The organism is Njordella calcicola (genome assembly GCF_056494125.1).
This window is the reverse complement of the sequence record NZ_CM151396.1, coordinates 4,336,074-4,360,671: the sequence shown is the minus strand read 5'-3', so window position 1 is coordinate 4,360,671 and position 24,598 is coordinate 4,336,074. Positions and strand designations below refer to the sequence as shown.

The 24,598-nt window shown below is 52.4% G+C and carries 26 protein-coding genes and 1 tRNA gene; 15 read left to right on the top strand and 12 right to left on the bottom strand.

The window, feature by feature from the left end; genetic code table 11:
• Nucleotides 1-282: 282 nt before the first annotated feature.
• The 7 genes from SH302x_RS17035 to SH302x_RS17005 all read left to right on the top strand — a co-directional run bounded on the left by SH302x_RS17035 (nt 283) and on the right by SH302x_RS17005 (nt 8,123).
• Entirely contained in the window at nt 283-735 is a 453-nt protein-coding gene (locus SH302x_RS17035) for a hypothetical protein (protein WP_479363597.1), read from the top strand.
• 170 nt (nt 736-905) lie between these two features.
• On the top strand, nt 906-1,529 hold the full coding sequence (gene rdgB, locus SH302x_RS17030) for an RdgB/HAM1 family non-canonical purine NTP pyrophosphatase (protein WP_479363596.1): 624 nt from the start codon (nt 906-908) through the stop codon (nt 1,527-1,529).
• Nucleotides 1,530-1,695: 166 nt separating this feature from the next.
• Nucleotides 1,696-2,406 (top strand): TetR/AcrR family transcriptional regulator, encoded by a 711-nt coding sequence (locus SH302x_RS17025; RefSeq protein WP_479363595.1) that lies wholly within the window; start codon nt 1,696-1,698, stop codon nt 2,404-2,406.
• A gap of 49 nt (nt 2,407-2,455) precedes the next feature.
• Nucleotides 2,456-3,721, top strand: a complete 1,266-nt coding sequence (locus SH302x_RS17020; RefSeq protein ID WP_479363594.1) for an efflux RND transporter periplasmic adaptor subunit — start codon at nt 2,456-2,458, stop codon at nt 3,719-3,721.
• The gene (locus SH302x_RS17015; protein ID WP_479363593.1) at nt 3,709-6,900 is read left to right on the top strand and encodes an efflux RND transporter permease subunit; all 3,192 of its coding nucleotides are present in this window, start codon (nt 3,709-3,711) and stop codon (nt 6,898-6,900) included. The genes SH302x_RS17020 and SH302x_RS17015 overlap by 13 nt, the downstream gene beginning before the upstream one ends.
• 753 nt (nt 6,901-7,653) lie before the next feature.
• The gene (locus SH302x_RS17010) at nt 7,654-7,875 is read left to right on the top strand and encodes a hypothetical protein (protein ID WP_479363592.1); all 222 of its coding nucleotides are present in this window, start codon (nt 7,654-7,656) and stop codon (nt 7,873-7,875) included.
• On the top strand, nt 7,872-8,123 hold the full coding sequence (locus tag SH302x_RS17005; protein WP_479363591.1) for a hypothetical protein: 252 nt from the start codon (nt 7,872-7,874) through the stop codon (nt 8,121-8,123). Before SH302x_RS17010 ends, SH302x_RS17005 begins: the two co-directional genes overlap by 4 nt.
• Nucleotides 8,124-8,193: 70 nt before the next feature.
• Here the strand turns inward: SH302x_RS17005 and SH302x_RS17000 are convergent, their stop codons facing one another.
• From SH302x_RS17000 to SH302x_RS16980, 5 genes are all read right to left on the bottom strand, one after another.
• On the bottom strand, nt 8,194-8,385 hold the full coding sequence (locus SH302x_RS17000; RefSeq protein WP_479363590.1) for a hypothetical protein: 192 nt from the start codon (nt 8,383-8,385) through the stop codon (nt 8,194-8,196).
• Nucleotides 8,386-8,476: 91 nt separating this feature from the next.
• Complete coding sequence (locus SH302x_RS16995) at nt 8,477-8,977, bottom strand: RES family NAD+ phosphorylase (RefSeq protein WP_479363589.1); 501 nt, start codon at nt 8,975-8,977, stop codon at nt 8,477-8,479.
• A gap of 2 nt (nt 8,978-8,979) precedes the next feature.
• Entirely contained in the window at nt 8,980-9,414 is a 435-nt protein-coding gene (locus SH302x_RS16990; protein WP_479363588.1) for an Xre family toxin-antitoxin system antitoxin, read from the bottom strand.
• Nucleotides 9,415-10,799: 1,385 nt separating this feature from the next.
• On the bottom strand, nt 10,800-10,964 hold the full coding sequence (locus SH302x_RS16985; RefSeq protein ID WP_479363587.1) for a type II toxin-antitoxin system RelE/ParE family toxin: 165 nt from the start codon (nt 10,962-10,964) through the stop codon (nt 10,800-10,802).
• A gap of 134 nt (nt 10,965-11,098) precedes the next feature.
• Nucleotides 11,099-11,296: a hypothetical protein gene (locus SH302x_RS16980; RefSeq protein ID WP_479363586.1), complete on the bottom strand. Its 198-nt coding sequence runs from the start codon at nt 11,294-11,296 to the stop codon at nt 11,099-11,101.
• A gap of 270 nt (nt 11,297-11,566) precedes the next feature.
• On the opposite strand from SH302x_RS16980, the gene SH302x_RS16975 reads away from it, so the two are divergent.
• Nucleotides 11,567-12,073 (top strand): group II intron maturase-specific domain-containing protein, encoded by a 507-nt coding sequence (locus SH302x_RS16975; protein ID WP_479369280.1) that lies wholly within the window; start codon nt 11,567-11,569, stop codon nt 12,071-12,073.
• A gap of 63 nt (nt 12,074-12,136) precedes the next feature.
• Here SH302x_RS16975 and SH302x_RS16970 read toward each other — a convergent pair whose 3' ends face one another.
• The 6 genes from SH302x_RS16970 to SH302x_RS16945 all read right to left on the bottom strand — a co-directional run bounded on the left by SH302x_RS16970 (nt 12,137) and on the right by SH302x_RS16945 (nt 16,407).
• A complete protein-coding gene (locus tag SH302x_RS16970) occupies nt 12,137-12,760 on the bottom strand; it encodes a hypothetical protein (RefSeq protein ID WP_479363585.1) in 624 nt (207 codons plus the stop codon).
• A 72-nt stretch (nt 12,761-12,832) separates the two neighbouring features.
• The gene (locus SH302x_RS16965) at nt 12,833-13,240 is read right to left on the bottom strand and encodes a hypothetical protein (protein ID WP_479363584.1); all 408 of its coding nucleotides are present in this window, start codon (nt 13,238-13,240) and stop codon (nt 12,833-12,835) included.
• Nucleotides 13,241-13,682: 442 nt separating this feature from the next.
• Nucleotides 13,683-14,090 carry a hypothetical protein gene (locus tag SH302x_RS16960; RefSeq protein WP_479363583.1) on the bottom strand — a complete coding sequence of 136 codons (408 nt, stop codon included), beginning with the start codon at nt 14,088-14,090 and terminating at the stop codon, nt 13,683-13,685.
• A 1,038-nt stretch (nt 14,091-15,128) separates the two neighbouring features.
• Nucleotides 15,129-15,314, bottom strand: coding sequence for a type II toxin-antitoxin system HicA family toxin (locus SH302x_RS16955; RefSeq protein WP_479363582.1), 186 nt, complete (start codon nt 15,312-15,314; stop codon nt 15,129-15,131).
• Nucleotides 15,311-15,520 (bottom strand): type II toxin-antitoxin system HicB family antitoxin, encoded by a 210-nt coding sequence (locus SH302x_RS16950; protein ID WP_479363581.1) that lies wholly within the window; start codon nt 15,518-15,520, stop codon nt 15,311-15,313. Before SH302x_RS16950 ends, SH302x_RS16955 begins: the two co-directional genes overlap by 4 nt.
• Before the next feature lie 485 nt (nt 15,521-16,005).
• Nucleotides 16,006-16,407, bottom strand: a complete 402-nt coding sequence (locus SH302x_RS16945; protein ID WP_479369279.1) for a DMP19 family protein — start codon at nt 16,405-16,407, stop codon at nt 16,006-16,008.
• A gap of 188 nt (nt 16,408-16,595) precedes the next feature.
• Here SH302x_RS16945 and SH302x_RS16940 point away from each other — a divergent pair, with 188 nt between their 5' ends.
• The 4 genes from SH302x_RS16940 (at nt 16,596) to ppdK (ending at nt 21,443) form a co-directional block, all read left to right on the top strand.
• Complete coding sequence (locus SH302x_RS16940; protein WP_479363580.1) at nt 16,596-17,384, top strand: SDR family NAD(P)-dependent oxidoreductase; 789 nt, start codon at nt 16,596-16,598, stop codon at nt 17,382-17,384.
• Nucleotides 17,385-17,420: 36 nt separating this feature from the next.
• Complete coding sequence (locus SH302x_RS16935; RefSeq protein ID WP_479363579.1) at nt 17,421-17,984, top strand: Rpn family recombination-promoting nuclease/putative transposase; 564 nt, start codon at nt 17,421-17,423, stop codon at nt 17,982-17,984.
• A 141-nt stretch (nt 17,985-18,125) separates the two neighbouring features.
• Complete coding sequence (locus SH302x_RS16930; RefSeq protein WP_479363578.1) at nt 18,126-18,449, top strand: FliH/SctL family protein; 324 nt, start codon at nt 18,126-18,128, stop codon at nt 18,447-18,449.
• 348 nt (nt 18,450-18,797) lie between these two features.
• Nucleotides 18,798-21,443 (top strand): pyruvate, phosphate dikinase, encoded by a 2,646-nt coding sequence (gene ppdK, locus SH302x_RS16925; protein WP_479369278.1) that lies wholly within the window; start codon nt 18,798-18,800, stop codon nt 21,441-21,443.
• A 254-nt stretch (nt 21,444-21,697) separates the two neighbouring features.
• Here ppdK and SH302x_RS16920 read toward each other — a convergent pair whose 3' ends face one another.
• Nucleotides 21,698-21,841 carry a hypothetical protein gene (locus tag SH302x_RS16920; RefSeq protein ID WP_479363577.1) on the bottom strand — a complete coding sequence of 48 codons (144 nt, stop codon included), beginning with the start codon at nt 21,839-21,841 and terminating at the stop codon, nt 21,698-21,700.
• A 259-nt stretch (nt 21,842-22,100) separates the two neighbouring features.
• Between SH302x_RS16920 and SH302x_RS16915 the strand changes: the two genes are divergently transcribed.
• From SH302x_RS16915 to SH302x_RS16905, 3 genes are all read left to right on the top strand, one after another.
• Nucleotides 22,101-22,174, top strand: a tRNA-Asp gene (locus SH302x_RS16915).
• A 172-nt stretch (nt 22,175-22,346) separates the two neighbouring features.
• Nucleotides 22,347-22,961 (top strand): RNA polymerase sigma factor, encoded by a 615-nt coding sequence (locus SH302x_RS16910; RefSeq protein WP_479363576.1) that lies wholly within the window; start codon nt 22,347-22,349, stop codon nt 22,959-22,961.
• Nucleotides 22,958-24,598, top strand: a complete 1,641-nt coding sequence (locus SH302x_RS16905) for a serine/threonine-protein kinase (RefSeq protein WP_479363575.1) — start codon at nt 22,958-22,960, stop codon at nt 24,596-24,598. The genes SH302x_RS16910 and SH302x_RS16905 overlap by 4 nt, the downstream gene beginning before the upstream one ends.

Below are 24,598 nucleotides of genomic sequence, written 5' to 3'. Positions count from 1 at the left end.
GAGGTAACAGACATTCACGTGCAAAGTTTCACAATGCTTTTGGTCAATGCAATTAAAAGAAATTGTAAGTTCTGCCCTGGTTGGTCGTCCCGCCTTCATGCGGAAGTGTACGATGGTATTGTAATCCGCCTAAAAGCGGGACTACGAACGATAAGCGGGACTACGAACTGCGAGCCTTTGCTTTGAACAGGATTGAGGATAAACTACGATCGGGGAACTGCGTGAACTCATTTTCCAAACGAAGTGCTCTCGGTGGAACGCGTCAACTTCCAGAGGTTCAACATGGCGTGGTACTGCGAATGTTGCAGTGAAACACACAGCGATCAGTTCCAGAACTGCTGGAAGTGTGGTGCGGATTCGTCTGGCCAACGCGATCCAGAACTGCAACGCATGAGGGTTAAGCTGGATGTTGTAGACCAACGCGATCTGGCCGAAGGTCAATTGCCATGCGTTGAGTCCACGGGGGCAGCGACGACAATCCCGTCCGAAACGAAAAGTATTGTATCGAACCCTCGGCTCGAGCCAGCGCCGCCCACCCCTTATGTTCATCGGTTAAATGCCTTCTTTGGGCGTGCGCCTGAAACGCCATTGCCTGACTACCGTCGAACTTCTCGCATGCCCTTCTACATGGCAACCATCAAGCTTGCTTGGGCCCCTGGCAAATCCGCTGAATACATCCGTAGAATCCTGGAGCGAATTCGCGCGACGATCCGTAGCTGCGGACGTTCGAGCTAACATCATCTAATCCATCGCGGCGTGAAATTATTCTTCAGTTCGCCCATCATCGCATGGAATAGCTTAAGTTTGCGCCCTACCGCGAAGTTCTAACGCGGCATTATAATGAGCTGCGGAAACTACGCTGGCGTTGGACATCCTTCAATCTCGATCGCAAACTCACTGGACTTATGAAGCTAAAGCAAATTCTATTGGCGACCACCAACGTAAAAAAGTTATCGGAGATGCGGCGTTTGTTGCTGTCGGTGGGGCTTGAGATTGCCGAAGCCGACTTGAGTTCTGGGCCTGAAGTAGAAGAGACCGGCGGCACTTTTGCCGAGAACGCGGAGCTGAAAGCCGTCGGCCAAGCCAAGCACTTTCAGTTGCCAGCCATCGGTGAGGATAGTGGACTAGTCGTTCCGGCTTTGAATGGAGAGCCGGGGATTTTTTCCGCTCGATATGCAGGTCGTACCGCGGCCGATCAGAAATCGAACGATGAAGCGAACATCGACTTGTTGCTTGAGCGAATGCGGCATTTGGAAGGCCAGCAGCGTTTGGCTTATTATGTGTCCTCCATTGCCCTGGCAATGCCTGACGGTAAAGTTTTGCTGACCTCGGAAGATCGATGTTATGGATTGATCTTGCCGCAGCGCCGAGGAGCTGGCGGATTTGGCTACGACCCAATTTTTTTGGTCCGTGAATTTCATCAGACGTTTGCGGAGCTGTCTCCAGCCGTGAAGTCGGCGATTTCGCATCGCGGTCGATCACTGCGAAAATTTATTGCTGGATTAAGTGGTTTGGCTAGTCACGCGTAGCGCCCCTTACGTAGGGCAATCTAGGAATGCTGTCTGTTGTCTCGTAAGTAAAGGCGGTACTACGAACAAGTTCCGCCCAAAGCGAACTTGACTTCCTGTTCAATCGAACTTGACTTCCTGTTCAATCGAACTTGACTTTTGTTGACGCATAGTCAATAATTGACGCATGGCCACAATCAGTAGAAAACAACAGGAAATTGCTCAGCGCGAGGAGGACATCCTGCAGCTTGCGCGGCGGATCTTGCTGGACGAGGGTTATAAGGATTTAACCATCGACCGGTTGGCTAGCGATTTAGCGGTCTCCAAGGGGACTATCTACAATCACTTTGCCAATAAGGAAGACATTGTTTTGGCCCTGGCAACTCGCGCTCTGCAAACGCGATTGGCGTTGTTTTCGGCCGCGGCGAATTTTTCTACTACCAGCCGACATCGCTTACTGGCGATCGGTGCGGCTGCAGAGTACTTCTGCGATAATTTTTCGGACCATTTTCGCGTCGAAATGTGGACGCGAAATCACCACATCTGGGAAAAATCTAGCGGTGATTTCCAATCGGTGATTACCCAGTGCGAACAGAATACGATGGGCATCGTCTCGAGTATTGTGCGGGCGGGCATCGAACACGGCGAACTGGAACTAGATGGCATGACGCCGGAAGAGGTCGTCTTTGGATTTTGGGCTTTGGTGCACGGCGGCCAAGTCCTGGCGGCTACGAGCCCTTCGATTAAGGACGTCGGCATTGCGAACACGCATCAGGTCATTCGCCGCCACTGCTACCATTTGATGACGGCGATGAAATGGGAGCCGATGCAGGACTTTAACGCGCAGTCCAAGATGATGGACGAGTTTCGCACCCGAATGAACACTTTTCACTTTTAAAATTTTTTAACCTAAATTTGACGAAACGTCACTTTCCTGAGCGAACACGATGATGATACAGCTTAACAAAAAAAGGCGCTGGGCAGCGATTTCGGCCAGCGTCTTGGTCTTGGCTCTGGTGGCCGGCGGAGCGGTCGCGGCGAGTGTTTGGCAGCAGAACCAGTCGCAACACGCAAGCAGTTCGGAGCAGGCGGGAGGCAAGCGGTCTTCGTTGACACCCTCGTCGCTGCTGCCCTCGTCGCGACGACCAACCCCGGTGAGGCCAGCGATCTTGGTAAAAACGGTGAGCGTGCGGGAATTGGCAAGGCCGATTGCGACGCAGACGTTCACAGGACGCATCGTCGGTCGCTACGATTCGATGATCGCGTTTCGCGTCGCAGGAAAGATCACGGCTCGTCGTATCGAGCTTGGGCAATCGGTACGCGCCGGCGAAGTGATCTATGAGCTGGAATCCGACGACTACGACTTGCAATTAGCGACGGCAATCGCAAATGAGCGCGCCGCTGATGCAGCGGTCCTGCAAGCGGAGCAAGAAGAGCGACGGATGGCCGAGTTGCTGCGGCAGAAAGCGATCAGCCAGTCGGAATATGATTCCGTGCGATTGTTGTTGGACTCCAGTGCCGCCAAGCAAACTGCAGCTCGCAAACAAACCGAACTTGCGAATCGTCAACTCAGCTACACGCGCCTCGTGGCGGACGCTGACGGTATCGTCGTGGGCGTTTATGCGGAAGTTGGCCAAGTCGTCAACGCTGGGCAGAGCATCGTAGAGATCGTGCGCAGCGATGAATTGGAGGTCGAGGTCAATCTGCCTGAGCAATTAACGCAACGTAACGCTTTGGAATACGCGGACTTGACCGTCTGGACCGATCCAAGCATTCGATTGATGATGCGTCTGCGGGAGCTTAGTCCCATCGCGGATACCGCAGCGCGCACCTTTCGAGCGAGGTATTCTTTTGTCGATGAAGTGAAGGTGCCACACGATGGCGGTACGAATTGGATCGTGCAAGGCTTACCGATCAAGTTGGGCATGACCGTGAATCTCGCATTCGGCAATTCTTCGGCTGCAGATCTAGTGGCAATTCCCGCGACCGCACTGGCCTACGATAATACTCAGCCGATCGTGTGGGCGGTGATTGAAAAACCGATGGGGGATTCGGATGATGTGTTCCAATTGCAAAAGGTTTCGGTAGAAGTTCTACGAATGGACGACGCAACCGTCCATGTTACCAGTGATCCGATCCTTGACCGTACGATAGTTGCTGCAGGTGTTCACAAGCTGGACACGGAAACGCGGGTGCGAAAATGGACGAAGTAAGATCCTCGCGTTGGAATCTATCGAGATGGGCTATTGATCATCGCGCCTTTACCGCGTTCGCGTTGATCGCCATCTTGGCAGCAGGCTTGAATGCATACTTTACATTAGGCCGTGCAGAAGACCCTAGCTTCAAAATCAAAACCGCGATCGTATCGGCCACGTGGCCGGGTGCGACTGCGATCGAAATGCAAAACCAAGTTGCCGATCGTATCGAAGCGAAATTGAGGCAGTTACCGTACTTGGATTTTCTGCGAACCTACTGTTTGCCCAATCGCACACTGATCATGGTGCAATTGCGTGATGATGTACCGAAAAATCAAGTGGACGAGATCTGGTACCAGACACGTAAGAAGCTCGACGACTTGAGACCAGAACTGCCGCCAACGTTGCTTGGCCCCAACGTGAACGACGAGTATGGTGACGTATATTCCGCGATCTATGCTTTCACCGGCGAGGGGTATTCGCCGGCCGAGCTGAAGCGTATCAGCGAGACAGCTCGTAAACGCATCTTGCGATGGCGAGAGGTAGAGAAGGTCGATATTCTCGGTGACTTGCCAGAAAAGATTTTTGTGGAGTTCTCGCAAGACAAACTCAATGCGCTTGCGATCTCGCCGAACGACTTGTTTGATTCGCTGCGCAACCATAACGACCTACGCTCCGCCGGCTCGATCGATACCACCCACGACCGGATCTATGTGCGAATGGATAAGTCGCTGTGTACGGAAGAGCGGATTCGGAGCGTTCCGATCGCTGTGCAAGGGCGAACGTTTACCTTGGGAGATATCGCGACGGTTCGACGAGGTTATGAAGATCCACCGGACACGTTGATGCGTTACAACGGCCAACCGGCAGTGGGGATTGGCGTTGTCATGGCGGACAACGAAAACGTGCTGCAGTTGGGCACGCACGTGGCGGAGACGATGGAGCAGTTTAAAGCGGAATTGCCAGCGGGCGTCGAACTGGGGGTGATCGCGTTTCAGCCAGAGATTGTCGATGAATCGGTGACGGAGTTCTTGCGAACGTTTGCCGAAGCGCTCGTGATCGTGCTGCTGGTCAGCTTCCTGAGTCTTGGGTTTAGAACGGGCATCGTGGTCGCAGTGAGTGTGCCAGTGGTGTTGGCGGTCGTGTTTGTGGTGATGGAAGCGATCGGTATGGATTTTGACCGCATCTCCTTGGGCGCTTTGATTCTCGCGTTGGGGTTGCTGGTGGATGATGCGATCATTGCGATTGAAATGATGAGCGTCAAATTGGAAGAGGGCTGGGATCGAGCTTCGGCGGCCACGTACACTTGGCAATCGACCGCATTTCCGATGCTGTCGGGGACTTTGATTACAGCGGCCGGATTTTTACCGGTGGGATTGGCTAAAAGCGCCGCAGGCGAATACGCCGGTGGAATTTTTTGGGTCGTAGGGATCGCCTTGATCGCTTCGTGGTTTGTCGCAGTTCTGTTTATTCCTTTCTTGGGCGTACTGCTGCTGCCCGAACATCATTCGACCAAGCCGCGGCGGTCCTGGTTGCTGGCAATCGGTCAGCGATTGGGACTTGCCAAGAAAGCGAATGAACCAAGCGAGCCCGCAATAGAGACCGAATCAAAGCCCGCCGTGGTGGTGCAGGCGTATCAACGACCTTTTCATCGCTGGATGAGGCGTTGGATTACTGTTTGTGTTTCGCATCCTTATATGGTGGTGGGCGCAACCATCATTGCGTTTGTGGCTTCCTTGTTTGCGTTTACCAAGCTGCAGCAGCAGTTCTTCCCGACCTCATCGCGGCTGGAGTTGTTGGTCGATCTAAGGCTGCCCGAAGGCAGTTCGATCGAAGCGACCGAGCGATTGACGCGGTATTTGGAAACGCGACTGGTGGAATTGCAAGAGGCGGAGCCCGACCAGCCGTACTACTATCACTACACTAGCTATGTTGGAGTGGGGGCAGCGCGGTTCTTTCTGGCGCTGAATCCCGATTTGCCAGACCCAAGCTTCGCGAAAACAGTGATTGTGACGCGGGATTTGAAGGCACGAGAGGCGTTGCATACCAAGCTGAGTTCGCTGCTGCAGGAAGATCCAGAGTTTTCGATTGCGAGGACTCGCGTGAACCGATTAGAATTTGGTCCGCCAGTTGGATTTCCTGTGCAGATGCGTGTTCTGGGGGATGATGAAGCGAACGTAGCTCGGATCGCTCAACAAGTGCTAGCGGTGATGCGCCAAGATGCAGCGATCGTGGAACCTCATATCGATGCTGGAGAAAGAGCCAAGTCGATTGAGTTGGAGTTGGACCACAAACGGTTGGCCGCGATGCAGTTGGACCCACAACGCGTCTCGGACACTTTACAAGCCATGTTGACCGGAGTTCCTGTGACACAGGTGCGTGAGGGTACGGAGCTGATTGATATTGTGGTCCGCGCCGATCAAGCCGATCGCTCGAATCCAGCGACGGTGGGTGATTTGATGGTCAGAGCTGGCAGTGGGACATCGGTGCCGTTAAGCCAAGTGGCCAAGATCAGCTATCGCCAAGAGCCGCCGATCCTTTGGCGCAGAAACCAAGAGACGATGTTGACGGTGCGGGGCGACGTGGTCGACGGGGTTCAACCGCCTGATGTGAGTGCTCGTATCTTTAAGCGGTTGGATGCGCTGCGAGCGAGTTTGCCGCCGGGATATCGAATCGAACAAGGAGGTGGCATTGAAGAGAGCTTGAAGGCCAACAAGGCGTTGTTTGCAGTGTTTCCGTTGATGATTTTGGTCATGTTGACGTTATTGATGTTACAAGTTCAGAATTTTCGAAAGGCATTGTTGGTTTTTGGAATCGCTCCGCTGGGAATCATTGGTGCGACGGTCTTCCTGCATCTGTTTAATGCCCCGTTTGGCTTCGTGGCATTGCTGGGAGTGATTGCCCTAGCGGGCATGGATATGCGCAACTCGGTGATCTTGATTGATCAGATCGAGTATGACAAGTCGCAGGGGCTGAGCGAATGGGAAGCGGTGATTGAGTCTGCGGTGCGACGAGCGCGGCCAGTTGTGCTGACCGCGGCCACTGCGATTCTGGCGATGGTTCCGTTGACGCGAAGTGTTTTTTGGGGGCCGATGGCCATTGCGATTATGGGCGGTTTATCGTTAGCGACTTTTTTGACGTTATTGAATCTGCCCGCTCTGTACGTCATTTTATTTCGCGTGCGAAACCCCAGGTAGTAGGCACACTCCGTGGGCCGCACACCGTAGCAGGCACACTCCGTGGGCCGTAACAATTCCTCTTACGCGGCACTCCGAGAGTTCCTGCTATCTTTCCCGCCAATGCCACATGGCCATATCGCAGCTCACGCTTGGAGTGGCATAACTCAAAGGGTTCTGAGTCATGTCGTACTGTCGAAACGGTTAACACCCAAAATCTCGTGCAGATTGGCGCGAGCGAGTCGTCTTCATTGTCAAGAGGTACGATGATGTCCTCTATCATCGGCTCTCTTGTCCCTAATGAGTGCACAATAACCACAGGATCAGACTCCTTCATCAACTGAGTATCCTTCAGCCTTGGCACTCTGCGAGCAAATGCGAAGTTTGCCCGATGAGCAGGAGGAAAACAGTAATAACTACTGATCGTATTGTAGCCCCCTCGTCATTGGCGAACGTTTGCACTGACCGAGTGCGAGAAGTTCTTTCTCTACGCAAGTCAATGGCGACCATTCGAGCACTTCGGTCCAAGTGCGCCCAACAGGGGCGTGAGTTTGTGGGGTGCGGAACTTGCGAGAGTTCTTAGTCCCCTGGGTTGAGTTCCGATTTTCCTACAGGTGTTATTATACCAAGTGAATAGCTCGTAAGAAACAGACACGAGGCGAAAGCAACTGCGACCTGCGGCGACCGGGCGTGGGAAGGAAGCCTGCGAGTGCGTTGGAGTCTCAGTTGAGGAACGTCCCATCTATAGATAGAATAAGGGCAGCCAAGGAGCAAATGATGACAAAAGTAGCGATAACCGAAGAAATTGCCGAACGAATCCGAAACAGCGAGGGCCCAATCGAGTTGATCGATGCGCAGGGGCAGACGATTGGCGTTGTCCGACGTCCTCCGACCGAGGCGGAGATTGAACGAGCGCGAAGCCGAGCGAGCCAAGACGGAGAGCGCCTGTCGTGGGCTCAAGTGGCGGCGAAAGTCAGGGACGGATTTGCCAAGTGATATACGATGTTGAATTTTCGCTGGACGCCGCAGCAGAGCTTTTACGAATCGCGGAAGTCTTGGGATCAGCAGTTTTGGTGTTGCAAGCAGCGGAAGCAATTCGACGTCAGTTGGAAAATGATCCAGCCGAAAAAGGAGATTTTCTATCCGAAGGCTTGTACTACATCGACGAGCAACCTCTTCGTGCGTTCTTCTTGATCGACACCCAGTCGATGATCGTTGAGATTACCGATTTCCGAATTCTTTAGGCGACGAACGACCTCCGTCACCTAGAGGCCGGAGTTTTGGTAGGGTTCAAATAAACGTTGGCTCGGGCGCTTAGGTGGACGGCATTGTTCTGGCGTTTCTTCGGTTTTGAGTATCGTGCTCGTGCTCAGCGTAGCGGTGCTCGTTATCGTCGTTCTCAGCATCGTTCTCAGCATCGTACCCTGCGGCCAGTTCGCCGACACCATCGAATTTCATCGCCATCAGAGTCAGCATCGCCACGATTCGGCGCAGCATCGCTTTCATCGCAGCATCGCCCTGAACCTTGCTGCCTTTGGGCCGCCGGATGCGGACCCGCATGCTAGGTGTTGTGAGAGGGGCCCGGGCAACCGGGTTCCTATCTCGATCGCTCTGTTATCGGGCCTTGCTTCGGCTGCTTTCCGAACATTCTTGGATCAAACTGAAACGGTTGCCCAGTGTGCACTTGCAATTCCTTGATATCTGGATGAGCTGGATTCACAAGTATGTTCGACTCTAGTGGATTGATCGCTGACGGAACGACAAGGACGAGGGACTTTAACCCGAGAATCCAGTTTGTTCCAATTTCTTGTAGTTCAGGTGGCGCCGGATATTCCCGCCAATTCTTTGGTAAGTCAGGCACTTCGATGCGCTCGATGGATGTCGAGTCTGGCAGGGTACCTCGCAACGATATGAGGTCCGCTGGGATGATTCCTGGGGAGACATGTACGAACAATTCAAGTGCGGCAAGCGAAAGATTTTCAGAACCGTAGATAACCGAATGCCCCTTGTAGTTCCAACGACCACCCGTCTTCTCAGCACCCTGTCCAAAGAACGCCGAAAGTTCGTATTTAGATCGGCAAATTCGCCAAACGTACATCGCTAGCTGTATACACCGTATTCGATTCGACGAAGAACATCCATCACGTCTTCGAACCCAATTGCGGTATCTAGCAAGTCAAGTGGCCGATTGCCGTGCAGCGCACAATTCTCCGTCAAGAGCCATTCACGTGCCTTGTCTCTATCACCAAGGGTTTCGGCTGCTGTAACCAAGACCTTGCTTAATCGGTAAATCAACTCCGATTCAGCAGGTTTGAGCCTGGATGCCGTCGCTTTGCGCCGCGCAGCCGTTCGTTTTGCGATGCGAAGAGATTTGTAGATTACATCTTCGCTTATTGCGGATGACTTGACCACGCATGCAATTACCTTTGATGGAAAGCCCGCTCTGATAATTTTGATGAACTCAAAATCCGATTTCGGGGATCCGACAACGGAACCACCGCCCAAGAACTCCGCTAATTTTTTGACATACTCCATCGCCAACTCCACAAATCATGCTGTGCCATATGGCATTATTCGCGATGCCACATGACAAGTCAACAGGAAGGCCGAATTTAAAACGGATTGTACAGGTTTTGCAAGGTTTTTGGCTGAAAAAAGCGGAATGCGCCAGCCCGATGACGACTAAGCTCACCGGGCGGAGTTGTCGCGAGTGACTGCACCTCACCGGCAAAGCTCCTCGCACCCACAGCGGCTACCTCCGCGCCGTCGAACAGCTAGCTGACTTCGCCAAAGCCCCAGAAGCATTTCAAGAACCCCATGAGCTTGACTCATGGGTGAATAAGTTTTCAAGTTAGCCCCCGCCACCTTAGTCCCTGCCCGCCCTCACGCTTATCCTCCCCGCGTCACGCTCACTATCAAAACCTTTGCTCGTTACAGATGAGCTGGCACGGGGCAGCGAAAGGCTCAAAGACTTGTCATCTGCGACTTATCGAGCTTGGACGCAGCCTGCTGTCCAAAGCAAAACCCAAGTTAATCTGCACCCATTCTACGGCCGCAACCATCCCGGGCTGCTTGAACAAAGGACTTGCGCATCGGCTGCGTTCGTGCCTCACTCCGCGATGCCAAGTCCTTATAGCTTAGCGGGGCACGCGTTCTTGCCCGGAGGATCGAGTGCCGTCGTCCGCGCTGCTGACGTGTCAGTCTCAGTCAGAGACCGTCTCCGACATCACACTACCGTACCACTGGTGACTTCAACATTCAGCAGGGACAAGAGTGCAAGCGACAGACTTTAGATACCACTGGCTTGTCCAGTGGAGTTTCATGTTTCTAGCTAATACGATGGTACCACCTGTAACGCCCCCTCTTTGCTCGGCGGCTTTGCCGCCGAGCAAAGAGGGGAGGGACGGGGGCTGAGCGGTTATGTAGCAAGAAGCGTAACAATCCACCCGGCAAGCGGGAGGCATTCCAGAGCCATGACACTTGTCGCGTTCCTTCTAGCGCTAACGTCAGCGGTAATTGAGTCGCCGCCAAGAGACTCGGATTTCAGGAAGCGGCCGATCCACCGCTTCGGTCCAAGTACGCCCAACATGGGCGTGAGTTTGTGGGGTACGGAACTTGCGAGAGTTCCTAGTCCCCTGAGTTTAGTTCCGATTTACTTACAGGTGTTATTATACCAAGTGAACAGTTCGTAAGAAACAGACACGAGGCGAAAGCAACTGCGACCCGAGGCGACTGGGCGTGGGAAGGAAGCCTGCGAAGCACTTTGACTAACGCCAATCTAACAACAACCGGTTTGGTCAGTCTATTGGATGTCTGGAACAGGCTCGCACTTAATCGATGAAACGGTCCCAGTAGCGGTCTTGCATGCTAAGTGCCTTGAGTGGGTACCGGATAACCCGGCCCCTATCTCGATCGCATTGTTACCCCTGATCTTCCAGCAGTTCGGACGTTAGTGTTCGAGCTCCATGAATCACAGCGAGCACAAATAGCGTTGAACCGACCACTTGATAGATAAGTCGATAAGGACCCTCTATGACCTGGCGAATCGTCGCATCTCTAAATTCAGGAACTATTTTGCCCGACAAAGCCTACTCTTGAATATGAATCGACCGCGAAGTCAACCTATCAGTCATCCTTCTTGCATAGAACTCTGAATCTTTCGAAATGTAGTCGTAAATTCCATTGAGATGACGAATCGCGTTGGAGGTCCATTCAACGTTCATTCGGAAAGACCAAATTTCTTGCGAACTTCGTCCACATTGGTCGTATTCCCCCGTTCGGCATCTCTTAATCCCGCTTCAATCGATTGTCGGACGTAAATCCGATACATCACGTCATCCCAAGTAGCGGAAGACGGCAACGAGTCAATAAGTTTATGGGCGTTTTCTTTAATGTCAGTCATAGGTACTTGCGACATAGTCTGCCTCCTTCGATATAGAGATCCATCCGGACGCAACAATTGTAGCAGATGACGATCAAAGTCCAAATCGATGAAAAACGCTGAATGTTCTTCATTGTAAGGGGAAAGGAATCCATGTAAGTCGTGGGTTTAGGGTGGGAGCCATTGGATTAAAATCGCGCGGCTCGGGATCGTGATCTCGAGTCGCGTTAACTCAACCACTGTCACGGCCACTTCGATATCGACACCCGTGAATTGACAACTGATTTAACTTGCAAGCTCAAGTTGGTGGTGAACCAAGACAAGAGTAGTGTACGCAAAACAGATGGATTGGAATTCCTCGGATACCAATTCGTCGGTTATGGCGGACAGTTGCGAGTGAGCCCCAAGAATGTGATCAAATTCAAACAGCGAATTCGAGAGTTAACACGTCGAACGTGGAGCGTCTCGATGTCAGATCGCTTGAAGGAGCTGGGGCACTATCTACGGGGTTGGACCGGTTACTTCTGCATGGTCCCAATCAAGAGTTTCTTTAGCGACCTGGATAAATGGGTTCGTCGTCGCTTGCGGTCATGCTACTGGAAGCAGTGGCGGAAGCCGTCAGCGCGCATAAGGAACTTGATGCAAATGGGATTAGAACGAAACGACGCGGTACCATTCGGATCTAGCTCGCGAGGCGCCTGGTTCATGTCTGGCTGGCAGAGTCTGCAAAGCACTTTGACTAACGCCTATCTAGCAACAACCGGCTTGGTAAGTCTATTAGAAGTCTGGAACAGGCTTGCTCTTAAAAGGTGAAACGGCCCCAGTAGCAGACGCGCATGCTAGGTGTTGTGAGAGGGGTCCCGGGTAACCGGGCCCCTATCTCGATCGAATTGTTCTGTCGTACTTCAAGATCGTGCGACCCACAATGAGCACGCAGACGACGATCGGCATTACATAGATAGCATGTGCAATGTAATAGGCGATCATAAAATACCCCAAATTGCTAAGCAGCAGCAACGTTGAAATCAGAATCGCTACCGCAGCCGTAGCTCCAAGAATGCTCAGTATTGATAACCTCGAAATACTTTGACCAATTACAAGAATTGAAAGTAGCACAAGGCAGATTAGAAAGCAATTCTGGAATAAGGCGAAGTAGTCAATGTTTGTTGTGATGTTAGGAGAGAGGGGAGACTGAGTGTGCGTTATATAGGCGCGTGGCCAGCCAAGACTAATCATTGATGTGTATGTCGTCACATGGGAACGTAATGTGATAGTTGCGCCACCATCATAGCTTTCGGAGTCGATGACTTCGGGTTGAGCTGTCGAAGGGACGTTTAAATTGGTCTGGAAGTCCTTCATCTCAATCTGACGTGGAATGTTCATCGTGACAGAAAACACGAACCAAGTCCCGAATATGAGCCAGGTAATGATGCTCCAGCGAGTCGGATTAATGTTATGAATCATAAGCGACAGAACGCTGGTCGTAACAAGTTCACGCATGTGACGCTTCCATCGAAATTGCACCCGATCGCGAACTTTAGTGCACGACTTTGTTCATTGCGGCACATGGCATCACGACGGGCGGCGTTTCGAGTATTTTCCCTCAGACCGAAACTTCGTGAGATGCAGGTCTTCCGGTCTGTTTCGAATCCGAAGCCAGTATTCCTCTCTGGCATCCTCATCGATCTCAATGATGCCAGGATAGAGTGTGTCATTTCCTTTTTTCTTGCATCCGGAAATCCAGTATTCTAGTCCGGTTTCCACGTTGAAGTAGTTAGCCTTGTACCCCGAGCCGTTAAGCGATTGAAGTTTCCGTCCACGGTAGTACACCGTGCGGCGCGAATGTGAGAAACGCACACGTCCGATTCGGGCATAACCAGCAAGTCCAGGTTTCTCTTCGATATACATGACGACGCCTAACTCCTCACTCGGAGTCTCGGCTTCGGCGTGGTCCGGATGTTCAAGGTTGGGAGTATTCATGGCTCTACCTGAAGTAACGAACGTGGGCGTTCACCGAGTGGCGCATTGAACGCTAATAAGTTGAAAAAAGTAATGGGTGCCACTTCGGTGCACGTACGCCCAACATGGGCGTGAGTTTGTGGGGTGCGGAGCTCGCGAGAGTTCTCAGTCCCCTGTGTTTAGTTCCGATATTCTTACAGGAGTCAGTATACCAAATGAATAGCTCGTAAGAAACAGACACGAGCCGAAGGCAACTGCGACCTGCGGCGACCGGGCGTGAGAAAGAAGCCTGCGAAGCACTTTGACTAACGCCAATCTAACAACAACCGGTTTGGTCAGTCTATTGGATGTCTGGAACAGGCTCGCACTTAATCGATGAAACGGTCCCAGTAGCGGTCTTGCATGCTAAGTGCCTTGAGTGGGTACCGGATAACCGGGCCCCTATCTCGATCGAATTGTTCCTCTAAGCCTCGTCTGTAAGTTTATCAGGCCGAGGACTATTAGATTCGCTGTGTCGTTTCCTGCGTCGGTCTGCGAAATATGCGCCGGTGAAGAGAATAACGAATGGAGGAATGGCAAGTAACACATGATACAGTTCCAGTGGAGCGTGTAACGGATGACCAAGCAGTCGTACGTCAATCCAAAGCAATGCGACCATAGCCAATATCGCTGCGACTGACGACCACAGTAAGACTGTAAGTCCACCAATTGACCGTATGGATTCGGCCATCATTCCAGCTTTTGGCGTGGTCAGGCGTAATACAATCCACATGGCAAGAATAGGGGCAACGATCAATACGCCTCGAACATCGTCGTTCTGGATTGCATTCACGCATCCGAGAAACGTCACAATGATAAGCGTCGGAAACATATACCGGTTCCAACGGCTTCGCGTTATCAAAACTGTTTCTCGTTGCTGAGTCATCGAATCATATAGACGAACGACCATCGTCACCTAGTAGCGGCAAGTAACGCTTCTAAAACTCAAAGCACCCGATCCGCGACTTGGGTGCACGATTTTGTTCGTCCTTCATCCTGCGACTGAGTCAGACACGGATTTGTAGTGTCGTTCACGAACCATGAACGCAACGCAATTGATTATACAGAAAATCGCAGGTGGAATCGACATCGCTACCAACCATTGGCTTGTTCGCGGAGGAATAAAATGGGCTACGTACAGATATCCAAACCATAGACAAATCGATGGAGCAAAACACCATACGATCGTACTGATCCGCAGTGAATCTTTCCGTAAGTCTTCTACGATAATCGAATCAGATTCAGATGCGATTAAACGGCGCATTCGAGCCTGAGTCGTCGCAAATCGAACAACCCAGGTCATCAGACCGAGCAATAGCGAATAAAGCAATGCTTCGGTGAAAGTTAGGAATGGCTGATTATGGGGCATAGGATTTTTGTCTTCAGGCTTTTCCGCCGGTCAGCAACTGTTAGTCGCGAAACGACGAACGGCCCCGATGACCGAGCGGGGACAAGTAAATTTTCCATCACGAAGCGGTCGATCCCCCGCTTTGTGTCCATGTACGCCCAACATGGGCGTGAGTTTGTGGGGTGCGGAGCTCGCGAGAGTTCTCAGTCCCCTGTGTTTAGTTCCGATACTCTTACAGGAGTCAGTATACCAAATGAATAGCTCGTAAGAAACAGACACGAGCCGAAGGCAACTGCGACCTGCGGCGACCGGGCGTGAGAAAGAAGCCTGCGAAGCACTTTGACTAACGCCAATCTAACAACAACTGTCTCGGTCAGTCTATCTATTCGATGTCCGGAACAGGCTTGCTCTTAAGAGATGAAACGGACCCAGTAGCAGACGCGCATGCTAGGTGTTGTGAAAAGGGGCCCGGGAAACCGGGCCCCTATCTCGATAGCATCGTTCGTCACGTTTTGAGAATTATCAAGGCTCAGGAATTCCCAGGTCTCGGCAGATTTTCTTAGCCAAATGATCGGAAACTTCGCTGTGTCGTGGTACTGCCGAACGTCGTCCATTTGCGGGATTACCCCACCACGAGTGATTCGCGCCCTCACGAACAAGTTCGCAACCGTTGTCTACAAGATGTCGAATGAGGTCACGACGCTTCACGGTACAATAGCAATTTCTTCAAAGAATGCCCCTGCTGCGGATTTTGCATCCTCTCGATTCATCTCGATAGCTTCGGACAGCGCCTCACGCAGATTGGCAATAAGTTCATCACGAGATTCACCTTGGGAATTGACCCCAGGAATCTCTTCGATCCAGCCAATCCACCATGGTCCGTCCTGCCGTATTACTGCCGTATATCCTGTCATCGTTAATCTAGGCCTCCGACTTTGTAGTTAACGTTTAGAAAACCACTTAGAGATTACCACAACGTGCGATCTTAGACGAGTACATCTTGTACTAACCCCTAGGTTTCTCAAAGCGACGAACGGCCGGGTTCAGCGAGCCCCAGCAGATTACTCGGCGTAGGTCAAAGCGCCTGATCGAGGGCTCTGTCTGCACGAACGCCCAACATGGGCGTGAGTTTGTGAGGTGCGTAACTTGCGAGAGTTCCTAGCCCCCTGAGTTTAGCTCCGATACTCTTACAGAATTCAGTATACCAAATGAAGAGCTCGTAAGGATCAAACACGAGGCGAAAGCAACTGCGACCTGCGGCGACCGACCGTGGGAAGGAAGCCTGCAAAGCACTTTGACAAACGCCAATCTAACAACAACCAGTTTGGTAATTCTATATAAATGTCTGGACGAAGCTCGCTCTTAAAAGATGAAGCGGCCCCAGTGTCGGACCCGCATGCTAGGTGTTGTGAAAGGGGGACCGGGGAACTGAGTCCCTATCGCGATCATTTTGTTCGATGCGTTGTAGGAAAGGCTCGATTAAACCATTCTGTTCAGCGAAGCCATTCAGCTTGGAATTCAGATCGTCAGGATCTCCCCGGTACGCCTTGTCAATCGCGCGAAGCTGTTCACACCAATCAGGCAATGCATTTCTATCGTTTGATTCCGGATACTGTTTCATTGCTTCCTGTCTTGCCAAGCGATCTACGGGAGGCTCGATATCGTCAAATAGTACAGACGACGCATTGAGCAACAAGCGTTTGGTTTCTTCTGCACCCAAAATCCCAAGACCTGTTAGCGCTTCACGGTAGAGTGCGCCAGATGAATTCCAAAAAAATTGGTGCATACCACCATTGTTCAGATGGTTGTCAATTCTCGCGTCTTGACTTTAGGACGTTACGTTCCAGCGGCAGAGTGTGATATGCGGCGTTAACATGCCCGCTCAGCGCATGCGTCCGACAGTTGGTACTATCCCCACGCTGCATTCTGCATGGTACACTTTTTGTTCGGTAATCTTCATTGTTCGTAAGGAATCGTCGAGTTAGGCAGATGCAGTATTCGTTCACAGGCAAAAACGCGTTAGTTACGGGATCATCCAAAGGAATCGGACGGGCGGTGGCCATCGAGCTGGCGCGAGGCGGAGCGAACGTTACGATCAATTGCAGCTCCAGCCGAGCTCAAGGTGAAGAAGTCGTCCGCGAAATTGAAAAGCTTGGCCGGAAAGCGATTTTGTGCCAGTGCGACGTGTCCGACCAAGCGGCAGTGGAAGCAATGGTGGCCGATACGGTCGCCGCCTTTGGCAGCTTAGACTTGTTTGTCTCCAACGCAGTCTACAGCGATCGCCAGTTAATGGTCGATGCGGAAATGGAGGGCTTCCGCAAGACGATCGATGTTAGCATGTGGGGAGCATTTTTTGGCGTCCGAGCGAGTGCCAGGCAAATGATTCAACAGGAGCGAGGCGGTGCGATCACCGTCGTCAGTTCGCCTCATTCGCAAATCCCTTTTCCGACAGCGATGGCTTACAACATGGCCAAAGCGGCGATCGATCATATGGCGCGGACAGCAGCCATCGAGCTTGTGCAGCATGGCATTCGCGTCAACGTTTTCCACCCTGGTTGGATAGACACGCCCGGTGAACGGAAATTTTTCTCGGAAGACCAGTTGTCCTCAGGAGCTCAGTCGCTGCCGATGAAGCGACTGGGGACTTCCGAAGAGATGGCGCATGGCATCTGCTTTACGCTCAGCGAAGAAGCGTCCTACATGACCGGTTCGACCATGACGATGGACGGTGGCGTGCAGTTGCCGTGGTGGTCGAAACGCACCGAGGGCGGCCAGTAGCATTTTTAAAATTCGTTTCAAGGAATTCCGGGAACCATGTCTGTGCGGCCGGACGGGGATTTAACGTCCCCACATGACAAGTTTTTTCAGTTTTCGTTCAGCAAGCTTGAAGTGGCAAGAAGTTTCTGCGAGAACAACTTGCCGGCAGACGTCCTGAGCCTAATCGACCTTGGTTCGCTGGAGCAGGTGCCCAATGAATTCATTTCTGAAGCGTTAAAGACACGCCGTGCAGATCTTCTCTTCACCGTCCCGCTGATTTCGGAGCCTGGTAAACGTGTGCTCATTTACCTGCTCTTTGAGCACAAAAGTTTTGCAGATCCCAATACGTCGTTCCAAGTGCTTAACTACACGTTGAAGATCAACGAAAAGCGTCTGCGTGACAAACTGTCGCTGACGTGCGTCATTCCTGTTTTGATTTACCATGGGCAGAAGCCTTGGGACGCGGCCCTCGCCGTGGAAGATTTGCTGGACATTCCGCCTGCACTGCGGAAGTTCTCGCCTCAAATGACAATACTCTTGCATGACCTTCATCGTATGCCGGTGGAGGAGATTCGAGGGATTGCGCTTTTACAAGCGACCCTTGTAGCACTAAAATATTGACGGACCGTCGAGATCCTTGAATTGATCACCGGTATCCTGCGAAATTCTACCTCCGAAGCGGACGAGAGGCAGAACTTGCAGAACCTGATGGCTGTCCTGCATTACCTAAGCAAAGTCAATCCATTCGTCACGGAGAAAGTCATGTCCGACGCAATAGAAGAACTGTACGATGGACCAAGCGAGCCTGTGATCCACACCATTTTCGATTCTTGGCTCGAGAGGGGGATCGAAAAGGGAATTGAGCGAGGCATTGAAAAGGGGATCGAAAAGGGAATTGAGCGAGGCATTGAAAAGGGGATTGAGAAGGGGATAGAGAAGGGCGCGATCATCGGTCAAATCCTTATGTTACAGCAAATCCTTGGTGACCAAATCAGCTCGCAAGAGACGCTTAACGCCGTCCCTAATGGCGACTTGCAGCGACAGCGAGACGAACTCTTTGCCCGCTTTAAGTCAACTTGCGCATAGATTTCACTTTGCCATTTCCCGACCGTCAGGATTGCCGACGGCTCAGTTCCCGGCAGCTACAGGATCGATCAGCTTACCGACGCAGCACCCCGGCACCGGCAACGACGGAAGCGTAATGGTCTCTCTAACGGCCAATATTGTTCACCACGCGGCGATTTGGCGACGTCTGTAAGGCCGCTTCCGCGACAACTGGACGCTCCTTGCCCGATTGACGCACCTCGCAAGCTACCTTAGACTTTCGCCTCAAAAACATGCGTACGGCTAGGGTTTTGGGCTAATTCTGCTCCAGCCACCCTGGATCGACGTCTTCGTCACTCTTTTTTCACTAGATAGGGCAACTGCACAGGAATCGCTATGGCAAACAAGATGATCTATTATTTCGGCAAGACGAAAACCGACGGCGTTGGCGTCAGCAAAGCGATCCTGGGCGGTAAAGGAGCGAATCTGGCGGACATGACCAGCATCGGCCTGCCTGTTCCTCCAGGTTTCACCATCACCACCGAGATGTGTGCTGCTTACAACAAAGGCGGCAAGAAGATGCCCGCCGGCTTGATGGACGAAGTTCGCAAGCAAGTTGCGACGATGGAAAAGGAATTGAAGAAGAAATTCGGTGACGACAAAAGCCCGTTGTTGGTCTCCGTCCGCTCAGGTGCCGCCGTTTCGATGCCTGGGATGATGAATACGATCCTCAATCTTGGGATGAATGACGTCTCGACCGAAGGCTTGGCCAAAGCGACCAACAATCCCCGTTTCGCCTACGACAGCTATCGCCGCCTGATCAACATGTTCGGCGACGTCGTGATGGGCATGGAACACCATGAATTCGAGCACGAATTCGATATCATCAAGAAGAAGTACAAAGTGTCCGAAGACACCGACGTGCCCGCCGAAGGCCTCAAGGAATTGTGTGAAGCTTACAAGAAGCTGTACAAGCGAGCGACCAAAGAAGAGTTTCCTCAAGACCCCTACAAGCAGCTCGAAAAATCGATCGAAGCGGTCTTCAACAGTTGGATGTCCAACAAAGCGGTCAAGTATCGTGAGATCGAAAACATCCGCGGCTTGCTTGGAACCGCAGTAAACGTTCAATCGATGGTTTACGGCAACATGGGCGACGATTCGGGAACAGGCGTGGCATTCACTCGCAACCCGAACACCGGTGAGAACAAGTTCTTTGGTGAGTTCTTGATCAACGCTCAAGGTGAAGACGTGGTGGCCGGTATTCGAACCCCACAACCTTGCGAAGAAATGGGCAAATGGAACAAGGCGGTCTACAAGCAAATTCTTGAAATCAAGGACATTCTGGAAAAGCACTACAAGGATATGCAGGACATTGAGTTCACCATTGAAAAGGGAACTCTGTTCATGCTGCAAACCCGTAACGGTAAACGAACGGGCACCGCAGCAGTAAAGATGGCGGTCGACATGGTCAAGGAAAAGTTGATCGACGAAAAGACGGCGGTGCTTCGCGTCCCAGCAGGCGATTTAACTCAATTGCTGCTGCCCAGCTTCCTCCCTTCGGCTTGGGCCAAAGCAGAAAAGGTTGCCAAAGGCTTGCCAGCTTCACCAGGTGCTGCGGTTGGTAAGTTATCGTTCACTGCCGAAGACGCTCGCGATCGAGCTGGCAAAGGCGAAAAAGTGATTCTTGTCCGCAGCGAAACAAGCCCAGAAGACGTCGAAGGCATGTACGCGGCCGCTGGTATTCTTACCAGCACCGGTGGTATGACTTCACACGCTGCGGTGGTCGCTCGAGGTTGGGGGCGTTGCTGCGTGGTTGGAGCGGGTGCGGTCAAGATCGATGCCAAGAACGGTCGAGCGGTTATTAACGGCAAGACTTACACTGAACGCGATACGATCAGCATCAATGGTACGTCGGGCGAAGTTGCCATCGGTTCCATCGAGACGCAAGACGCCCAGTTGACCGGCGATTTTGCCAAACTGATGAAGTGGGCTGACGGCTATCGAACGTTGAAGGTTCGCACCAACGCGGACTCGCCAGCCGACAGCGAACGTGCTCGTGGCTTTGGTGCTGAAGGCATTGGTCTGTGCCGAACAGAACACATGTTCTTTGAAGGCGATCGCATTATCTCGATGCGTGAAATGATTCTGGCCAAGGATGTTGATTCACGCCGAGCGGCGCTCGCCAAACTGCTGCCGTTCCAACGCGAAGACTTTATCGGCATCTTCACTGCCATGAAGGGCTTGCCAGTGACAATCCGCTTGCTGGATCCCCCATTGCATGAGTTTATTCCTCACGATGACAAGGGGCAAAAGGAAGTTGCTGAGAAACTGAATGTGAAGCCTGCGGAGATTAAGGCTCGCGTCGCACAGTTGCACGAGTTCAATCCAATGTTGGGTCATCGCGGTTGCCGCTTGAGCGTGACGTATCCAGAAATTCTTGAGATGCAAGTGCGTGCGATTGTGGAAGCCGCGATCGCTTGCAAGAAGAAGAAGATCGATGCGATTCCTGAAATCATGATTCCATTGGTTGGTACGAAAGCGGAATTGAAGCTGCTCAAGGCCAAGACGATTGAAGTCATCGAGCAAGTCAAGAAGGAGCAGAAGTTCACGGCCAAGCTGGATATCTCGGTGGGCACGATGATCGAAGTTCCACGGGCTGCGTTGACCGCTGACCAGATTGCGGAAGAAGCGGAGTTCTTCAGCTTTGGCACCAACGATTTGACTCAGATGACGTTCGGCTTTAGCCGTGACGACATCAACACATTCTTGCCAGACTATTTGAATCAAGAGTTGTTGCCGATCGACCCGTTCCAAACCTTGGACGCGGCCGGTGTGGGCCAATTGGTTGAAATGGCTGTGAAGAAGGGTCGTTCGACCAAAAAGGATTTGAAGTGCGGTATCTGCGGTGAGCACGGTGGGGACCCAAGCAGCGTATTCTTCTGCCACAACGTTGGCTTGGATTATGTAAGCTGCAGTCCATTCCGTGTACCTATCGCTCGTCTAGCTGCCGCTCAAGCGGCTCTTGGCAAGAAGTAATCGCGGTGATGTTAGATCACTAGATCATCCAATGCAAAATGGGCAGGTTAAAGCGACCTGCCCATTTTCGTTTGTAGTCCCGCCTTCAGGCGGAAATGCTTCGTTTGTAGTCCCGCCTTCAGGCGGAAATGCTTCGTTTGTAGTCCCGCCTTCAGGCGGAAATGCTTCGTTTGTAGTCCCGCCTTCAGGCGGAAATGCTCGTAAATTGATGCCCGCTTAAAGACGGTACTACGAACTAAGAAGCCGGTTCGCGACTACTGTCGCGATTTCAGCATGACGATGCCAATCGTCAGCGCGATCGCAGTCAGGATTCCCCATTGAGGGACCGTCATATGCAAGACACTATAATTCAATCGCTCGGCGAAATCGGTGATAAGGCTATCGATGAATTTGAACATAAACTCTGTTACCTATTTTGGGACAACATGTGGTCCGCTGATACTTCACGCTAGCTTTTGGCAAAGACATACAGGGCTAGCAGAAGGTTTTTCGAATGCGATAAAAATGGAAAGCGATCGGTTGGAGCGAATAAAAGGATTTTGCTGCAGAAAGAGACCCGGATTCGCACCAAAAATGTCGGTATACTGGCCTTGCTTCTGGAGCGATAGAGGTTATATTCCTTGGCATACTTCTAGCAGTTGAGCAACCTTCAACGCTGGGGCGGTAGCTCAATCGGTTAGAGCACTGGACTGTCGATCCAGAGGTTGCGGGTTCGACCCCCGTCCGCCTCGTTTGTTTAAAAAACCCTGTTTGTCATTTGACGAACAGGGTTTTTTTGTGCGCTGGTTTTGCTCTACAGCAAACTTCGCAAGATTCTGGATTCTTGTGTAAGATTTCGTGGTGCGCGGTGTTCTTCTCGTAGACGCCCAAAGAGTTCCTATACGCCCAATCTGGAATTTCCGATTGTCGACGCCCCCCGATACTCGAGCTAGCTTACTGTTGCGATTGAAAAACCGCGATGATGAGTCGGCATGGGAGGAATTCGTAGAGATCTATCAGCCCGTTTTGTACCGCATGGCTCGTTCGCGCGGCCACCAAGATGCGGATGCCCGCGAAGTCGTTCAAGAAGTTATGATCGCCGTTTCAAAACACATCGAACACTTTGAAGCCACCAAAACCAACGGTGCCTTCCGCGCTTGGCTATCGACGATCGTACGTACCAAAGCGATCAACCAATTCAGCCGACAGGCAAACCACCGCAGCGTTGGTGGCACCGAGTTCTCGCAACGCTTGCAACAACAAGTCGACCCACGCTGCGACTTGCAAAACGACTTTGATCGCGAGTATCGCAAACAACTGTTTCTATGGGCCGCAGACAAGGTCCGTCAATGCGTCAATGAGTCGACGTGGCAAGCATTTTGGCGCAGTTGCGTCCAAGAGCTATCGCCAGCGGAAGTTGCGGCTCAACTGCACATGTCCATCGGGTCGGTCTACGTCGCTCGCACACGAGTGATCGCTAAAATGCGAGAGCAGATTAAGCTATACCAGCAAGCGAGTGCAGATGGAGGCCCAGCATGATCCAGCGAGTTTGCAGTTTTGACGATGCAGAATGGCAAGCGTTGCTCAGCGATCAAGCTAACGTGAAGCAAGCTCGCAAGTTGACGCAGCATCTGGAAGTCTGCGAGGATTGCCGCCAAAGGTTTGAAGAGCTTGCGGCACCTGCGGCGTGGTGGCACGAGACGACTTCCATTTTGACCAACGAGTCGACGGCGTTGTTCACCAGAGCGACGGCAGCAGACAGCCCGCCTCCTGCGGCGTTTCCGCTGGAGCAGTACGTTCAACCCAGCCCCTCATCCGACGCGCTTGGGTGCATCGACGTGTACTCTATCCAGCAGTTGTTGGGCTCGGGCGGTATGGGCGTAGTGTTTGCCGCTTTCGATCCTACGCTGCATCGCACGGTGGCAATCAAAGTGATGCATCCGCATTTTGCGGTCTCCGGTGCAGCTCGACAACGATTCGCTCGCGAAGCTCGCGCGGCGGCGGCCGTAGTTCATCCCAATGTCGTGCCCATCCATGCCGTGGTCGCAGAAGCAAAACTGCCTTACTTAGTCATGTCGTATATTCCCGGCGATTCGCTGCAGGAGCGGATTGACCAATGTGGCGGACTGGCCTTGGAAGATTGCTTAAGCATTGCCGCTCAGGTCGCTGACGGACTGGCCGCTGCGCATGGACACGGGCTGGTCCATCGTGATATCAAGCCAGCGAACATTTTGCTCGAACGAGGCACCGCGCGAGTTTGGCTGACCGACTTTGGGCTTGCGAGAACACTCGACGATGCAACGGTCACCGCAAGCGGCTTTGTCGCTGGGACGCCTCAGTACATGTCACCTGAACAAGCCAGCGGGGAAGCGGTCGACCACCGCAGCGATCTGTACTCACTGGGCAGCGTGTTGTACACGATGATTGCAGGCCGCCCGGCGTTCCGAGCGGAATCTAGTTTGGCGGTCCTGCGCCGGATCGTCGATCACGAGCCCCGAGCCGTGCGTGAGATTCGATCGGAAGTCCCACTGTGGATCGAAGCGATCGTCGCCAAGCTGTTAAGTAAATCGCCGCATGATCGATTCGACAGTGCTCAAGCGGCCGGGGACTTGTTAAGGCAGTGTGCTTTGCATTTAGGGAACCCGCAACAAGCGCCACTGCCCGTGGCCGCACAGAAATTGCAAAGCGCACTGAAGGAATTGCGAAAGCAAGAACGCAGAGGTGCTCGCGGCCGGGGCCCGATCTTAAAACCATGGCTTTACGTGCTCGCGGGAGTTGCTGCAAGCGCATTGATTGGGCTTGGCGTTTGGTTTTCTGGAGCATTCAAGCAGCAGCCGTCGATCGCTTCTCAAGCTGAAGTCCCATTAGTATCTGATATGAGCCCAAGCAGGTCAGATGTCAGGCTTCAAGCGGCCCCTGAAGTCAATCCTCAGTTGCCTCTGCCGTTGAACTCATCATGGAATGCGATTCCTCCTAGCGCGGCAACTCCATTTGCTGTTCCGTCAGCTCGTCCGGCATTTCAGCCGCCAGCTTACTCAAGAGAACCATTCGTCCAAGGGTTATCCGCCGACGAACTTCAATCGCAATCGATCGACGACCAGTTGCAAACGATCCGCCAGCGAATCGAGCAACTTCAATTACCTTTCTTTGACGGAGTTTCGGAGAGCCATGATTAA

Coding starts and splice junctions, on each gene's coding strand:
- SH302x_RS17020 (WP_479363594.1), top strand. CDS start 2,456: ATGATGATACAGCTTAACAAAAAAAGGCGCTGGGCAGCGATTTCGGCC.
- SH302x_RS16940 (WP_479363580.1), top strand. CDS start 16,596: ATGCAGTATTCGTTCACAGGCAAAAACGCGTTAGTTACGGGATCATCC.
- SH302x_RS16970 (WP_479363585.1), bottom strand. CDS start 12,760: ATGCGTGAACTTGTTACGACCAGCGTTCTGTCGCTTATGATTCATAAC.
- SH302x_RS16920 (WP_479363577.1), bottom strand. CDS start 21,841: ATGTTCAAATTCATCGATAGCCTTATCACCGATTTCGCCGAGCGATTG.
- SH302x_RS17035 (WP_479363597.1), top strand. CDS start 283: ATGGCGTGGTACTGCGAATGTTGCAGTGAAACACACAGCGATCAGTTC.
- SH302x_RS16980 (WP_479363586.1), bottom strand. CDS start 11,296: ATGTCGCAAGTACCTATGACTGACATTAAAGAAAACGCCCATAAACTT.
- SH302x_RS16935 (WP_479363579.1), top strand. CDS start 17,421: ATGTCTGTGCGGCCGGACGGGGATTTAACGTCCCCACATGACAAGTTT.
- rdgB (WP_479363596.1), top strand. CDS start 906: ATGAAGCTAAAGCAAATTCTATTGGCGACCACCAACGTAAAAAAGTTA.
- SH302x_RS16905 (WP_479363575.1), top strand. CDS start 22,958: ATGATCCAGCGAGTTTGCAGTTTTGACGATGCAGAATGGCAAGCGTTG.
- SH302x_RS16950 (WP_479363581.1), bottom strand. CDS start 15,520: ATGACAGGATATACGGCAGTAATACGGCAGGACGGACCATGGTGGATT.
- SH302x_RS16930 (WP_479363578.1), top strand. CDS start 18,126: ATGTCCGACGCAATAGAAGAACTGTACGATGGACCAAGCGAGCCTGTG.
- SH302x_RS16990 (WP_479363588.1), bottom strand. CDS start 9,414: ATGGAGTATGTCAAAAAATTAGCGGAGTTCTTGGGCGGTGGTTCCGTT.
- SH302x_RS16960 (WP_479363583.1), bottom strand. CDS start 14,090: ATGTTTCCGACGCTTATCATTGTGACGTTTCTCGGATGCGTGAATGCA.
- SH302x_RS16965 (WP_479363584.1), bottom strand. CDS start 13,240: ATGAATACTCCCAACCTTGAACATCCGGACCACGCCGAAGCCGAGACT.
- SH302x_RS17015 (WP_479363593.1), top strand. CDS start 3,709: ATGGACGAAGTAAGATCCTCGCGTTGGAATCTATCGAGATGGGCTATT.
- SH302x_RS17000 (WP_479363590.1), bottom strand. CDS start 8,385: ATGAAAGCGATGCTGCGCCGAATCGTGGCGATGCTGACTCTGATGGCG.
- SH302x_RS17025 (WP_479363595.1), top strand. CDS start 1,696: ATGGCCACAATCAGTAGAAAACAACAGGAAATTGCTCAGCGCGAGGAG.
- SH302x_RS17010 (WP_479363592.1), top strand. CDS start 7,654: ATGATGACAAAAGTAGCGATAACCGAAGAAATTGCCGAACGAATCCGA.
- SH302x_RS16995 (WP_479363589.1), bottom strand. CDS start 8,977: ATGTACGTTTGGCGAATTTGCCGATCTAAATACGAACTTTCGGCGTTC.